A 13,609-nucleotide genomic window follows, 5' to 3' on the forward strand; every position below is an offset into this window, starting at 1 on the left:
GATAGTCTGATAGCGGCTGATAGTGCGTTGAATATAAGTCGAAATCTGTTCGCGGGCGCCGCATAGGGTGTGCACTCCTTAGGGACTGCGACCGGGCCTTGGTGCCGTCCTGGTCTTTGGTCCTGATGTGAGTCTGGAATTCCTGTGGCGAAGCCGCTGCGCGGTGCGTTCGGCTACGGGATGATTGGGCTGCGCGGAGCGATCCCGCCCCCAAAGCGCCAAGCCTTGGCGAAGGCGCTTTCATCATCAATCGCTGTTCAGCGATTGGACATTCACTGCCGTCTTGATCCTCAGAAGGATAGCCCTATTCTTTGCAGCGCAGGGCGATAAGGGAACGTGTGATGGCAGCTAAGATCGAGAAGGAACGAGCCGCAATTCGTGAGGAAGAATTGAAGCTCGCAGAGCGCAAGAAGAGGCTTGCGGAACGCGAAGCCGAAGAGCGTGCATCGGCGATGGCAAAGAGCGTTCTCACGAAGCTCGATTCAGACCGTCTTGAGGCCCTTCTGAGCCGTATGAAATCGCTCGGAATCGAAGAGGTCGAGAAGCGTCTTCTGGCTTAGCAGGAGCGTTTCGAAACCGCGGTAAGGATTCTCGAAGCCGTGAAGGCAAATAAAGAAGGGCGCTGACATGGTCAGCGCCCTTCTCGTTTGGTCTGGCTGGAGGCTATCGCCAGACGAGTTGTGGATCGGCTGACAGGCATGCGCGAAGCATCCTGTCGAGCTGTTCGAGGCATGTTTCCATTCCGCCCCATGTGAGATGTCGGCGGGTTGGTGGATCATTGATTGCTTGGCTCAAATCATCGGCGTCAATCGACCCTGTCGGAGCGTTGCCCATGCCGATTGCGTCAAGCAGAAGCTGACCATTGGTATCGCTGAGATTGATCGGAAAGGCGCCGTCTGGAGTCGAGGAGACGCCCATCATAATTTGAGCATCAGCGCTTTCTCTCCAGATACGGACGTTCAGGCCGAGAAATTGCGCTTCTTCGATGACGCTGATTACCGCTTCCTGGTTCCCAAAAAGTCGGGCTAGGGTCGCCCAGCTCCATGGGCACACGCGGGCATCGAAGCCATCTGCCAAGTATGAGAAATCGGGGTCGTCAAAGATGCCGACAAGTTGTCCATGCGATTGCGCGAAGGCTCGGAAGGCAGTCAGTTGCTGAAGCGTTATGCATGCCGGTTTCGAGACTGGAGCAACCTTGCTCTGCAGCTGAAAGGTCATTGTCATGGTCAAGCACTCCTCAATGGAACGCTCGATCAATCCTCCTCCCCTCTTGCTGTGAGCGACATGTCGCGAACGGCAACGATGGTGATAAAAATGATGGCCCTGCCGGGTCGCTGTGCAGGGCCATCTAGGGTGGTCTCATGGGAGACCTCGGGTTGCTGGCAGCTGTCTTGGGGAGAGCTGCGCAGCAGGACTTACGTATCTGCCGAAAATTATTCAAGTATCATCGTGAGGCAGGCGCGGCGGCGATGCCAGCGAGGCACGTATGTGCCGATGCGCTGGCGAGGAGCGCCGTGCCGGGATCGGGCGCACGGCAGACCGCGCGAAGCCGATGCGGACGCCTGTCCGCAAGGCCAGCAAGGGACTGCCGGTGCCCGCGCGCCGATGGTCGCCCCAGCCCGGGCCGACGACGGCCCGTCGATGCGTGGATTACGCGCTTTGGCAGGCGCGGCGGCGAAGCCAGCAAGGCACGCATGTGCCGATGCGCTGGCGAGCTGCGCCGCGCCGGGATCGGGCGCACGGCAGACCGCGCGAAGCCGATGCGGACGACTGTCCGCGAGGCCAGCAAGGGACTGCCGGTGCCCGTGCGCCGAGGGTCGCCCCAGCCCGGGCCGACGACGGCCCGTCGATGCGTCGGTCACGCGCTGCGGAAGGTGCGGCGGCGATGCCAGCGAGGCACGCATGTGCCGATGCGCTGGCGAGCAGCGCCGCGCCGCGATCGGGCGCACGGCAGACCGCGCGAAGCCGATGCGAACGACTGTTCGCAAGGCCAGCAAGGGACTGCCGGTGCCCGCGCGCCGAGGGTCGCCCCAGCCCGGGCCGACGACGGCCCGTCGATGTTTCGATCATGCGTTGCGGCAGGTGCGGCGGCGATGCCAGCGAGGCACGCATGTGCCGATGCGCTGGCGAGCTGCGCCGCGCCGGGATCGGGCGCACGGCAGACCGCGCGAAGCCGATGCGGACGAAGGTCCGCAAGGCCAGCAAGGGACTGCCGGTGCCCGCGCGCTGACGGTCGCCCCGGCCCGGGCCGACGACGGCCCGTCGATGCGTCGATCACGCGCTGCGGCAGGCGCGGCAGCGATGCCAGCGAGGCACGCATGTGCCGATGCGCTGGCGAGCAGCGCCGCGCCGGGATCGGGCGCACGGCAGACCGCGCGAAGCCGATGCGGACGAAGGTCCGCAAGGCCAGCAAGGGACTGCCGGTGCCCGCGCGCCGAGGGTCGCCCCAGCCCGGGCCGACGACGGCCCGTCGATGCTTCGATCACGCGCTGCGGCAGGCGCGGCGGCGATGCCAGCGAGGCACGCATGTGCCGATGCGTTGGCGAGCAGCGCCGCGCCGGTTTGAGTGCATAGATGTCGAGTAAAAAGGGGGCCGAAGCCCCCTGGTTCAGTTCAGTGCGTTGGTGATTGCGATCACCAAGCCTGCAATCACGATTGCGGTGCTGAAATACCACTTGGTGCGCTCGACTTCCCTCGAGATCGCTTCACGGGTGGCCCGAAGCTCTGCGATCAACGGAGCGTTGGCTTCAGTGACCTTCATCGCGATGTGTCCTTCCAGCTCTTCGACGACTTTCTCGGCGTCGGTGCTGTCGATTTTAACAGACCGCAGTGCTTTGAACAATTCCAGTTGCATGCCCATGTGAACCTCCTGTGCTCGATGGGAGTTCCCGAGGGACGGTGCCTGCCAGCGGGTCAGGGACGTTCCTTCAGGAACGCCGCGCCAGCGGGCGCCGGGGGAGCCGGTTTGCACAGCAAATTGGGGGGACCGGCGATCCTTGACGCGTGCCAGCGGGCAACCGTCAGACTGGGACGACACGAGACACTCCTCCTCGCCCCACAGCCCCCTCTCCCCCTTTCCTCCTCGATCGTCAGATCGAGCGTCCCCGACGGGCGAAGGGGGTTCGATGCCCCCTGAGCCCGTGTCAGCGCGACAGAAGAAAAAGGGAGGCTCCGGCGAATGCCGGAGCCTCCCATGGTGCTCAGCGAGCCGTGCGCGCTGCGCTGGCGAGCTCGTCAGGGCGCTGGTCTGCGAGGCGGAGAACGTGGAGCGGCACTCCGGCGTCCCGAAGCTTCTGAGCGAAGTTGGCCTGAATGCCCGAGCCCTGGCAGACGATCGCCTCAACCGGCTTCAGAGCGACGATCCGGTCGTTGCGGACGAACCCTGCACTCCGGCCCTTGCTGGTGTCGAGCTTGAACTCGACGAGCTTGATGCCGCGCGAGGCCGCCCAGCAGCGTGCGATCGTGTCGCAGCCCTTGTTTTGAGCAGTTGTCACGAGGATCATGTTCGGGATGCGCTTGGCGATGTTGTCGAGCCGGGTCCAGATGATTGCGTCATCGTGCCATTGTGCTCCGCCCGAGAAGGCAACGACCGGGCCTTCGGGTGCGTATTGCTCGCGGCGGCGCTGGGCGCGTCCGGCGAGATAGTCGCGGGCGTCGACCACCGAGGCGGTGAGCTTGCTCGACACCCGGCTGCCTCTGACCGTCGAGAACGGCCGACCGGTTTCGACGCGGTAGACCTCGGCGGCGTGATCGCGCATGCATTCGAGCGCTGCGCGGATGCCTTCGAGCGTCTGGCACAGCTGCTGTGTTTCCTCCAGCTCGGTCGCGTAGATTTCCGAAGGGTCAAAATTGCGGGCGAGCTCGCCCAGCTTTTTGGCGGCGTCGTCTTCACGCCCCTCGATGCGCTTGGCGACCATGTGGAAGCTGTTGCAGAAGCCCCATGCGAGATCTGCGGCGCATTCCTGCATTCTCGTATCGCGCAGGACATCGAACATCGTCTTCATCATGAGTTCGACGGCGGCGGCAGACATTTCCGGATCGGGCATGTCGGCATGCTCGGGCTCGGCGACGATGCTGAGCTTCGCCATCTCGCTCGTTTCGATGAACGCGGCGCTGTATTCGCCATTGTTGGCGTGGCCGAACTCATTGGCGATGTCGGCTTCGATCTGGGAAGCGCGCATCTCGGCAGCGAGGATCGCGAGGTCGGACAGGTTCGAAATCTTGGTCATAAAAGCCTCCAATTGATTGAAATCGTTCCCACGACGGGAACCCCGAAAACCCATCAGTCGGGAGGCGTGCAGTCAGGGACGGCGCGCTTGTCGCGCCGCCGCCCTGCGGGCGCGGGGGAGCCGATTTTCTGCCGGGTGGCCGGCGCGCAGCGACACGGTCACCCGGCGGAAAATTGGGGGGACCGCGATCCTTGACGAGCGCCGAAGACTGATATGTTTCGGCAGGTGTTCCTGTGTGTGTGGAAGAGACGTTCCCGCCCCGAGGAAGAGAGACGAAGGCAGGGCCGGTCAGGCGCTTCAGCGCCACACCGGACCGCCCCTTCGGCCCGACGAAGGGTTAACAGCGGGAACACTTCCCATCTTGGAAGCCGTTCAGCGTGGCTGCTCGGCAGATGACGGACTGTCAGGGACGATCGCGCGGGCACCAGCGCGCATCGCCGCCACGCGGGCGGCTCAGGCAAGCGTAGCGACAGCCTGTGCCGATCCTTGACCGGCCGGAGGATGCCGAATGCCGCGCTTTCGCGCATACGCGCGAACTACGGCTGTAAAGCTCCCGACCGGCGTTGCCGCGCACGCGGACCGTCAGGGCCGCGGCAGGCAGCGATGGGTAGGGACCGCCGAACCTGCCCGCAGGGCGGCGGCGGTAGAAATTGCGTCAGCGAAACAGGAATCGGCCCCCGCAGGAGCCGCAGCAGGCACGCGCGAAGCATGTCGGAGATCGAGGCGGCGGCGGCAGTCGTCGTCCGGTCCCCGGCTGCTCGCGCGGCGCGCGGCGGGACCGAGGGCCGGCGGGGCCATCAAAAACGCAAAGCCCGGGCGAAGCCCGAGCCGCTGGAAAAGCCCCGCTCATCATGGCCGCAGCGCGTAAGCGCGGTGCGCGGCTGAATGCGTCAGATTGTCACCCGCAGGGCCAAGACCCCTTGGGGGTCGGTGAAGCGAGGTGGGCACGCGAAGCCCTTAGCGAAGCTTGAGCTGAGCTAGGGCGGCGGCGTCGAGCGCAATAGAGCGCGGTCCCGGCCGAAGGTCGGTAGACGTCACGCTTTGTTCCTAATGGCTCATGTTGAGGTTTGTTACGGCGACCAAATCTGCATCGCTCAATTGCCCCGCAATCTTGATTTCAGATTCCGGCCGAGCGCGGATTTGGCTCGCAATCCGGTTAATCGCCCGGTCCGATAGAACGATAGCGCCGATTGAGGTCACATCGCCCATCGCCCCGCGATTTGGCGAATGGAGCGGGTTGAGAAGCTCGATGTACCCTTGGGGAAGGTTCTGGAATGGGCCCCAAGGTTGCCAATCGCCTTCCCCCAAATCGTACTGGATGTGCCAATCGGTTATAAGGTCAATGTTGCACGAGCCTATCGACATTATGATGCCATCGTCAGCGCGGAATGCTTGGACGTTTGCTGTAATGCTGAGCCTGGCCGCGTCACCGTCCGCCGTTGCGTCCAGCAAGTACCGCATGCTGATGTCTCGCAAAGTCAGGCCCATATAAACATCGGTGAGGGTGGTCGGAAAGTTGAGGCGGTAGTCATCTTCATGTGTGAACTGCGAGCTGCGATGGGTATTGGGTTTCATACTCAATCACCTTTGTGCGGTCGCCAGTTGGATAGTGCGACAGGGCGGCGGTTGGAAGGGTTCGCCTGACTGGTCACAACAACTCGAGATTTTCTGCGATAATCTCGGAGCGCGTAAGCGCGGTGCGCGGCAGTGCGTCAGCGATCGTCACCCGCAGGGCCGAGACTCTTCAGGGGCTCGGCGGAGCGAACCGCAGACGCAGGCCCTAGCGCAGCCAGGGCCGCGGCGCGGGGCGCGCAGTAGAGCGCGGTCCCGGCCGAAGGTCGGGAGAGGTTACCCCCTGCCTGGCTTGCCATACGAGTTGACGATCATGTTCTCATGATGTTCTACGCTGCTCATGGGAATGAAGCGTATCGACACAGTCGCCGATCTGGTTCGTCATGGGCTCAATGCGCAGATCGAATGCCTCAGATGCCGGCGTGTCGTGCTGGTCCCCGCGTCGAAGCTGCGCGATCAGTGCTTCGCCAAGTCGATTCCGATGAAGCTGGACATGGTCGCACAGCACCTGAGGTGCAGCTGCGGCCACCGAGGGGCGAAGATCGATGCCACGGGCGTAATCCTTGATCGTGAACCGTGAACCGTGACTGTGAACCGGGGGGTTGCCGATCAACTGAGGCTGTCGAGAATGTAATCCTCAAGGTCGCGCTCGATCTCGAGCAGCGTGTCGCGCGGCAGCGTAGCGAATCCCGGAGAGTTATCGCGTTCGCGTCCGTCCCTGTCGCAATCGAGCATGACGAGCGTTCGCCGTGCTCCCGAGAGTGGGTGGTCGTTTTCGGTGCTCATGGTGGCAAACAGCCATGTGCAGCTCGCCCCGATGACCGCCAGAATCCGGTCGTCGACTTCGTCAATGGTGTCCATGAGGCAATCTGCATCGCGCAGATGCAGGTAGTCGAAGGTGGGGCGTAGCAGATCGACCTGCAGCGCGGAAAAGCCACTCAATTGCCCGGCGTGGTCCGCGAAGTGATCACGCCCATGCGGATCCCAGTAGGTCCATTCCGTATGCGGATTGGTCGCATCCCTGCACATGACCGGCGAGAGGGCGGCGAGAGCACGCTGCTGGCATTCTTCGGCAGAGAGGTGCTGCCAGCTGACCATGACGAGCCGTTCTTGGTAGTTGGGCAATGGTCTTTTGCGCATGGCGAGATCCTTTTTCGCGTGCTTCTCAGCAGGGTAGTGACGACTGGGTGATGTATGGGATCGTTTAATGCTCCGTTGTTGCCCCTGGCTCAGGCTTCTCTTTGAGAATTGCCATTTCAAGGGCTTCAAGCAGACCGGCGTCGACGAGCGCTTTGACTTCTTCGGCTGTAAGGTCAGCGTCCGTTCCATTGATGAGGGCGATCGAAAGCTTCTTGAAGATTTCTGCGGGGACGTTCGTCGGGTCGAATGGCATTGTAGATTCCTTCTCTTGGTGTTCTTCTCAACAGGGCAGCGGCGAGTGGCTGATGTACGGGTTGATTACATCAGCGCCATTCGGGTGGCCACAGGACGTTGGGCGGCGCGTCCGCGAACATCGGCTCGATTTGCTCGCGACGATAGCCAGCGAGGCCACAGCCTATGGGCGTCAGCTGGAATGCGAGCTCGGGGCGAGAGCGCGCGAAGGCGAGGAACGTGTCGACATGGCTCTCGATGGCAGCAAGTGGGAGGGTGCGCAGCTGGTGGTCCTTGCTGGGAATGGCGTAGCTGTTGCCTTGCAGACCGATGCCCTGCCCGTATATTGCGCCGCGGTGTTGACGTGCCCACAGGGCTGCGCCCTTGCCGTGGCGGCCGGCAAGATTGCTGCCGAAGACGAAAACGGGTTCGGTCATCGCGCGCTTCCCGGGATCAGAATGGCGTCGGCATATGCCCAGGCAAGCACCTGGTCGGAGCCGCTGTCAGCGAGGTCGTCGCCGGACAGGTCGCGCCACGGCGCAAGGGGACGATGGTCGGGCATGTAGCGGGCGGTTACGATCTCGTACTGGCAGCAGCTGTACGACGATGGGCGCAGGGCGAGCACCGGACGTGTATCGGGCGGCAGCTGCTGTGCAGCGCGGGCGAAGCCGGTATTGAGGATGGGCGCAAGCGATGACATGGTCGTTCTCCAATCGAAGCGAAGCGAGGGGCGGCATTGCGGTGCCGCCCCTGCGGGGTCAGATGAACATCACGTTCTCGGCGATGATCTCGGTGCCGTACCGTTCGGTGCCGTCGGCGTCTTTCCAGCGTGAGTAGTGGATGCGCCCGGTGACGGCGAGCTGGTCGCCCTTCTTCTTGTGCTCGCGGAGCGGCAGCCCCATGCCGTTGAAGACGGTGACCTTGTGGAATTCGGCGTCCTTGAGAGCGTAGCCACTCTCGGCATCCTTCTGGACCTTGCCGTCGCGGATGACGGGCCGCTCGGTGACCAGGATCAGCTCGGTGACGCGGGTTTCGCCGGTGTCGCGGGCGACGGGGTCCTTGGCGAGACGGCCGACGAGATTGACGTTGTTCATGATAAAGCCTCCTTGTGGCCGGCGGCTCGTCCGCCGGTGCCCTTATCGAGCCTCGGCGGGAGTGGTGGGACACCGCGCGCATGCGCGGGAAACCTCGAAAATCGAGGTGGTGCGGGCAGCTCGGCTTGCCGAGCAACACGGCTCGCATTTTCGCAGGTTGGCCCTAACCGCGACCAGAGAGGCAGGGGCACTGGCGGCGGACGGGCTGTCGGACACGAGGGGCCTTGATTCGATTGAACAGCGTCAGGCTCGTCGTGCACAGGCTCGCCGGGGGAAAATCCCGCCGCCCGCGATACCGGACGGAAACGATACGCGGAGCCGAGCCCTGGTCAGCGGGTGGCCCGCTGCGGCGGTGGTCCGAGGGTGCCCGAAGTGGCTGCGCCGGACGTCTGAGTTTCGCATGTCACAGGCTTCGGCACGGGGTTGCCTGCTTCCGCAGCACGCAAGGGCGGCCGGCTCGTCGGTATCGGGCATTCCAACGCGCTGGAAGGCGGCGGCACCGGATGGAGCGGCGCCGGTCGTCAGTTCGAGGGCGAATGGTCCGTCCATGGCAGGGGCGGCGCTGCGGTGCTGCCACTGGTTTGCTGTACAAGGAGGCGCCGGCGATCGGGCTGAGGCGGCTGCCACCGCCGAAGGCGGTGCATGATCAATGCACTGCGGGCCGGATCGCGCGGAGCGTGGCTCGGGCCGACCGGACGACTCCCGACGGTGCTTCATCGAGCCCGTCTGCATAGTGGCTGGCATCATTGGCGAGTTCGCCGATGGCAGGGTCTCGGGGATCGATGAAATAATGGGACGCGGTTTCTCGAATGATCCTGGGCGTCGGGAGGTCGCGCTCAAGATGATCGTCGAGGAAACGCTTCGGGATGCGGATCAGGTTGTCATGCATTGCGGGGCTCCATTAGGCGGCACGAAGCGCGCCGCGGTCCTTGGTCAGGACGCTCGGCTGCTCTGCGGTCAGGTGCTTAGCGAAATTAGCGACCTGTTTGTCGTCTGAGTTGGCGGAGCCAATTCATAGGGCTGGGCGGCGGTGGGTCATCTGGGGTTGTTTCGATAAAACCCACGAAGTCTTTGATTGCGATGTGAACGCCGTCCTCTCGCACGAGAATGTCTGCTCCGAACTCAAGCTCGTTGAGAGCGCGGCGCCCGGCTTCTCGATCGCCCTTGCCCAGGACGAATTCATAGGTCGTATTGAGGGGGACGAGCGTGCCGGGATCGAGATAGAGCAGCTCATCGAGCGTTTCCGGGTCCGCATAGCGGGCATCCGTCGATGCAGGGGCTGCCAGCTTGGCGATGTCCCGCATGTCGATCGTGAAGCCCGGAGTGCGCTTGCACAGCGCCATGAATTTCCGGCGGTCGGTGAGAAGCGAGAACGGTCGCATGCCCCCGGTCAGGCGGTAGTAGTTCTCGAGAAACTGGATGTCGGCATCACTCAGGCCAAGATAGGCAATTACATCGTCGACTCTCTCTTTTGCGGGGCCGACATGAATCGCGCCCGGCGGAATGTTCCATTCCCGTCGGAGATGCTCGGGTGGACCGTTTTCGAGAATGAACGCGGCTGCCCGTGATGAAGCGAAGAGGTGGTTCGGAATACGCGTACCGTCGGACGCCCGCACCTCCCGCCAATGTCGCGCTATGGCGAAAGGGTAGACAGCAAGGTTCGCGGTCATGCGTCGCTCGGCGGTTGGCTTCTCATCTGGCATGGCGTTCTCCTGGGACAGAGAGCCTATCGGCAGTTTTGGACGGATGTCAGTCAGGGACGGAAGATGATGTTGCAGATGCGCCCGGTCATGCCGTCGGCGATTGCGTTCAGCAGCTGCTTCGAGGCTCGGCGAGGTCGGACGAGGCTGCGATCGGCTTGCGGCTCAAGGTGAGGTCCGGGCCATAGAAACACGTTCGCTTCCTCGAAGACGACATCGGTAGTATCCGCGAGGCCTAGCGCGGCGCGTTCGGCGGGCGAGATTGCGACGCGTGCCTTGGTTGCGCCGGAGACGATCGGCAGCACGGCCACGAGCTGAATCATCTCGATTACGCGAACATTCCAGATCAGACATGGACGAAGATCCTGCTCGCCGCTGGTCTTGCCACCCACATCCTTGAGTTCGATGTAGTGGAAGTCGACAATTCCCCCCGCCTCGGGATGGTTTGATGGGTCATGCTGCTGCATCATCGTACCTTTCGGGCGAGTGGGGATGCGCTCCGGGACGGGGCGAGGTGAGATCCTTGACGATGTCCGCCAGAGCACTTGACTGTATCGCGCGTCCGACAAGGGCGCGCAGTGAAGCGTATTCATGCGCTGGAACAAGGACAGCTGATATCGCGCCCTTCTCTTCGATCCCGATTGCGCGCGTAGTGGCCGCCTTGAGGGTTTCATCGAAGTTTTTGCGCAGGGCGGAGGCGGAAATCGTCTCGGTGAAGTGGCGTTCCATGAGGGGATTGCTCCTTGAGGTGCGTGTATTGCCCGCGGCAGAATAGAGTTAAGCGCCCTGCCCCTGCAATCGGCATCAGCCGATTTTCCGTTTTGGAAGCGGCACTTGTCCGGATCGCATCAGGCAAGTTCGATGGCGATGGTCTTGTCGAGGGTCGGTACGAACCCGAGTTCGCTGAGCTCATCGAACGTCAGGTCGCGGTGCGTTCCGTCGGCCTCCTCGAGCTCCCAAGTGATCCAGGGGCGCACGTGGCGGCCGTCAGCGAGCCTGATGCCGCCGATCGTGCCGATGGGCGTGAGCTCGATGGTGGCGTTACCGGGCACCCCGGTGTGTTCGCGCACATCGATGATGGCGGTGATGGTGGTCATGAGATGTCCTTTCCAAGGGCACGGCCCTGGGCCGTGCCTGCAAAAGAAAGGGCCCGTCTCTCGGGGTGAGAGAGACGGGCCCGAAGGTGCGCAAGACGGCCGGAGGACTGGGAGCCGCCTTGCGCTGGGGGAGCTGGTGTCAGCTGGCGAATTCGGCAGTGGATTCGCCGAGACCGTCGCTGGCTGTGCCGCTGGTGCCGGTGCTGTCTTCGCCCATGTCGAAGGCGGGCATCTCGTCCTGCTTCGACGCGAGCTGCGAGGTGACGTCGCGGCGGCGCGTCGGGCGCGACCAGACGATGTTGTAGCTGCCGTCATCCTGCTGGAAGGCCGAGATCTGCAGCGGCGCGGTCATCGACGGATCGTCGATCTTGCCGTTGAGGAAGGCCTCGCCGGTGTTGTTCGAGAACAGCTCGAACAGCGCGCCGACCTGGATCCACTTGCGCGCCGGGGTCAGCGCATGGATCTCGAAGCGCGGAGCCTTCGGATTGTTGCTGTTGACCGGCTTCAGCGCGATCGTCATCGCGACAGCCATGGTGTCAACGCGGCCGATGAAAACGCCGCTGTCGTTCTGCTTGATGGAACCGATGTTCATGATGCTTCTCCTGAGATTGCGTCTCGGACACCATCGTCCTCGACACCCTTCTCAATCCCCCTCCTCTCCTCGGCCCGCTCGCGGGACGAGCAGGCGCGCGGGTCGCGCGCCCTCCATTGGCCACGCTTCTGGCGTGCCAATGGGATCGTTTCAGGGAGCTCTGGGGGCTTTGGTTATGCGGAGCGGAGGTCGGGCATTCGGGAAAGCAAGCTCAGAAGCCGTGCCTGTTTTCAGTGCGCCGACCGAATAGTTGCCGGAGGGCCGATGAATTCGCGAAAGGCTAAAAAGGACGCGCCGGTCCATGCGCCGCAGACTTGTAGGAAAAAAATTCCCGGATTGACCCCACTGGGGGTGCGTGGGATTTTTTGTGTCCTGGTTCCAATTGCCGGTTGCTCGATATGGTCTCAGTCGCAATCTATCCGCCGCCTCGCGTCGTCGCGCTTCGTGCGCGCAGGCTTGAGCACCGCGAACGTCGTGTCGCGATTCAGGCTGCGATCGAGGAAGAGGGAGAAGCTCTGGCAACTCAGGAGGAAGCCGAGGAAAACGCCATCCATTGGGAAGAGCTTCGCCACGAGAGCGAAGCGATGCGGTTGCAGCAGGCTCTTGTCGAGGTGCGTGCGCGCCGGGCGTGGACGCCGGGCTTTCTGATCCCTCCGCTCCTCGCCGGGGTGCTGGCGATTGGCGGTGTTGGCAGCCTTGTGTACTTTTCGAGCAATCCAGTCGGCGCGCATCACGGGGCAATGCTGGGGTTGGCGATACCCATGGCGCTGTTGATGGCGGTCTGTATCTGTGTACCCTGGGTCGTCGTGGCGCTGGCTCCCTGGCTGAGACGAAAGCGTGACGAGGAAGTTGCGCTTCGGCAGATCGACCGGCTCGAAGACCGAAAGCAGGCTCTCGCGTCAGACAATTTTTGGTTCGACTGGTACGAACACCCTGACGGTGAGGAATATTGCAAGATCAACTATGATATGAGCACTGGCTGATGCTCATGTCACAGCGCTCAGTATGCCTGCGGTTGTCATGGGTCGGTCGTCGCCATCGAGCGTCATCTGCGCTGGTTCAAGAGTGCTGATCGCATGGGGCGGCGGCGATCGGTGGTGGATGACGACCACTACGTAGTGGAGCGCCTGGTACATGGGATCGAGGCGCTTTCAGACCTCGAAGATGCCACCGTCGAAATGGATGAGAATTTTGCTGATCGCGACCGGCTCACCGCCGCGCTTCTTTCGTTGCCCCCACGTCTGGAGCGTGCGATTCGCCTGCGATATGGATTATGCGGCGCCGGCGGCGATGGTCCGATGACCTTTGCCGAGATAGGCGAAGTCTTCGGCCTTACAGGCAATGGCGCGGATCAGATGGTCAGGAAGGCGCAGCGCAAGATTTTCTGGTACCTTCACGCAAGTGGTCGTGTCACGCCCGAGGAACGGGCCGAACTGAACAAGCAGCGCGCAGTCGATGAGGCGCAAGCCAGGGCCGCGCGTGAGAGGTATGCGGCATGGCAGGATGCACGCGCGGCGCAGGAACGGGCGGACCTGGAACGCAGGGCTGGCGAAATCGAGCAGGCTATGGTGGCGCAGTGTCGGCGTAATGCGGAAGAGTTGGCGCGCAGTCAGGAAAGGGTTTCCGGGCGCTTGCCTGTTATCGAGGGGCTTGCAGGTTCTGATCGTCGCGTGGTTCGGTCAGACCATTCATTCGATGGCGTCTCTGACGATCGCTTATCGCCTCGTCGGGCCGTTAGCGTGGTCAAAAAGATCACTGAGATGATCGATCTTCGGTTTCCGCTCCTGATGCTTTGGGTGCCTGCTGTTGCAGGCTTGCTGCTGGTTTTGACTCCTGAGGCTGCCGTCGTGTTCCTTGTCACATTCGTGCTGCTTATATGGCTGCCTTGGGAGCTCACTGTCTTTCAGCGCTTCGGGATGCCCCATCATCGCGTCTAGCGCGGCCGATGCTGAGA

The 13,609-nt window shown here is 62.8% G+C and carries 19 protein-coding genes; 4 read left to right on the forward strand and 15 right to left on the reverse strand.

Going from position 1 to position 13,609, the window contains the following annotated elements; all coding sequences use genetic code 11:
• The first annotated feature begins 341 nt into the window (after positions 1-341).
• A complete protein-coding gene (locus tag BZF57_RS17375) occupies positions 342-560 on the forward strand; it encodes a hypothetical protein (protein WP_086740389.1) in 219 nt (72 codons plus the stop codon).
• Between the two features lie 103 nt (positions 561-663).
• On the opposite strand, the gene BZF57_RS17380 is transcribed toward BZF57_RS17375, so the two are convergent.
• The 4 genes from BZF57_RS17380 to BZF57_RS17395 all read right to left on the reverse strand — a co-directional run bounded on the left by BZF57_RS17380 (position 664) and on the right by BZF57_RS17395 (position 5,804).
• Positions 664-1,224 carry a hypothetical protein gene (locus BZF57_RS17380; RefSeq protein ID WP_143738547.1) on the reverse strand — a complete coding sequence of 187 codons (561 nt, stop codon included), beginning with the start codon at positions 1,222-1,224 and terminating at the stop codon, positions 664-666.
• A gap of 1,384 nt (positions 1,225-2,608) precedes the next feature.
• Positions 2,609-2,860 carry a hypothetical protein gene (locus tag BZF57_RS17385; protein ID WP_073981505.1) on the reverse strand — a complete coding sequence of 84 codons (252 nt, stop codon included), beginning with the start codon at positions 2,858-2,860 and terminating at the stop codon, positions 2,609-2,611.
• A 340-nt stretch (positions 2,861-3,200) separates the two neighbouring features.
• Positions 3,201-4,229, reverse strand: coding sequence for a DUF2493 domain-containing protein (locus BZF57_RS17390; protein WP_086740394.1), 1,029 nt, complete (start codon positions 4,227-4,229; stop codon positions 3,201-3,203).
• Between the two features lie 1,047 nt (positions 4,230-5,276).
• A complete protein-coding gene (locus tag BZF57_RS17395) occupies positions 5,277-5,804 on the reverse strand; it encodes a hypothetical protein (RefSeq protein ID WP_086740397.1) in 528 nt (175 codons plus the stop codon).
• Between the two features lie 343 nt (positions 5,805-6,147).
• On the opposite strand from BZF57_RS17395, the gene BZF57_RS17400 reads away from it, so the two are divergent.
• A complete protein-coding gene (locus BZF57_RS17400; protein WP_066542624.1) occupies positions 6,148-6,381 on the forward strand; it encodes a hypothetical protein in 234 nt (77 codons plus the stop codon).
• Positions 6,382-6,410: 29 nt separating this feature from the next.
• Here BZF57_RS17400 and BZF57_RS17405 read toward each other — a convergent pair whose 3' ends face one another.
• The 11 genes from BZF57_RS17405 to BZF57_RS17455 all read right to left on the reverse strand — a co-directional run bounded on the left by BZF57_RS17405 (position 6,411) and on the right by BZF57_RS17455 (position 11,655).
• Positions 6,411-6,941, reverse strand: coding sequence for a hypothetical protein (locus tag BZF57_RS17405; protein WP_143738548.1), 531 nt, complete (start codon positions 6,939-6,941; stop codon positions 6,411-6,413).
• 64 nt (positions 6,942-7,005) lie between these two features.
• Positions 7,006-7,194: a hypothetical protein gene (locus tag BZF57_RS17410; RefSeq protein ID WP_086740401.1), complete on the reverse strand. Its 189-nt coding sequence runs from the start codon at positions 7,192-7,194 to the stop codon at positions 7,006-7,008.
• A gap of 70 nt (positions 7,195-7,264) precedes the next feature.
• Positions 7,265-7,609, reverse strand: a complete 345-nt coding sequence (locus tag BZF57_RS17415; RefSeq protein ID WP_086740403.1) for an A1S_2505 family phage non-structural protein — start codon at positions 7,607-7,609, stop codon at positions 7,265-7,267.
• On the reverse strand, positions 7,606-7,872 hold the full coding sequence (locus BZF57_RS17420) for a hypothetical protein (protein WP_086740405.1): 267 nt from the start codon (positions 7,870-7,872) through the stop codon (positions 7,606-7,608). The genes BZF57_RS17415 and BZF57_RS17420 overlap by 4 nt, the downstream gene beginning before the upstream one ends.
• A 58-nt stretch (positions 7,873-7,930) precedes the next feature.
• A complete protein-coding gene (locus BZF57_RS17425) occupies positions 7,931-8,266 on the reverse strand; it encodes a single-stranded DNA-binding protein (RefSeq protein WP_196490270.1) in 336 nt (111 codons plus the stop codon).
• A 646-nt stretch (positions 8,267-8,912) separates the two neighbouring features.
• Positions 8,913-9,155, reverse strand: coding sequence for a hypothetical protein (locus BZF57_RS20920; RefSeq protein WP_143738549.1), 243 nt, complete (start codon positions 9,153-9,155; stop codon positions 8,913-8,915).
• 85 nt (positions 9,156-9,240) lie between these two features.
• A complete protein-coding gene (locus BZF57_RS20925) occupies positions 9,241-9,969 on the reverse strand; it encodes a hypothetical protein (RefSeq protein WP_143738550.1) in 729 nt (242 codons plus the stop codon).
• A gap of 50 nt (positions 9,970-10,019) precedes the next feature.
• Positions 10,020-10,436 carry a hypothetical protein gene (locus tag BZF57_RS17440; protein WP_143738551.1) on the reverse strand — a complete coding sequence of 139 codons (417 nt, stop codon included), beginning with the start codon at positions 10,434-10,436 and terminating at the stop codon, positions 10,020-10,022.
• Positions 10,420-10,695, reverse strand: a complete 276-nt coding sequence (locus tag BZF57_RS17445; protein ID WP_086740413.1) for a type II toxin-antitoxin system Phd/YefM family antitoxin — start codon at positions 10,693-10,695, stop codon at positions 10,420-10,422. Before BZF57_RS17445 ends, BZF57_RS17440 begins: the two co-directional genes overlap by 17 nt.
• A 119-nt stretch (positions 10,696-10,814) precedes the next feature.
• The gene (locus tag BZF57_RS17450; protein ID WP_086740416.1) at positions 10,815-11,063 is read right to left on the reverse strand and encodes a hypothetical protein; all 249 of its coding nucleotides are present in this window, start codon (positions 11,061-11,063) and stop codon (positions 10,815-10,817) included.
• 139 nt (positions 11,064-11,202) lie between these two features.
• Complete coding sequence (locus BZF57_RS17455; RefSeq protein ID WP_086740418.1) at positions 11,203-11,655, reverse strand: DUF736 domain-containing protein; 453 nt, start codon at positions 11,653-11,655, stop codon at positions 11,203-11,205.
• 389 nt (positions 11,656-12,044) lie between these two features.
• Between BZF57_RS17455 and BZF57_RS17460 the strand changes: the two genes are divergently transcribed.
• Together BZF57_RS17460 and BZF57_RS17465 are read left to right on the forward strand one after the other, a co-directional pair.
• On the forward strand, positions 12,045-12,638 hold the full coding sequence (locus BZF57_RS17460; RefSeq protein ID WP_143738552.1) for a hypothetical protein: 594 nt from the start codon (positions 12,045-12,047) through the stop codon (positions 12,636-12,638).
• 114 nt (positions 12,639-12,752) lie between these two features.
• Entirely contained in the window at positions 12,753-13,592 is an 840-nt protein-coding gene (locus BZF57_RS17465; protein ID WP_162291041.1) for a sigma factor-like helix-turn-helix DNA-binding protein, read from the forward strand.
• Positions 13,593-13,609 lie beyond the last annotated feature (17 nt).

The sequence above is a fragment of the Erythrobacter colymbi genome, assembly GCF_002155685.1.
Taxonomy (GTDB): Bacteria; Pseudomonadota; Alphaproteobacteria; order Sphingomonadales; family Sphingomonadaceae; genus Erythrobacter; species Erythrobacter colymbi.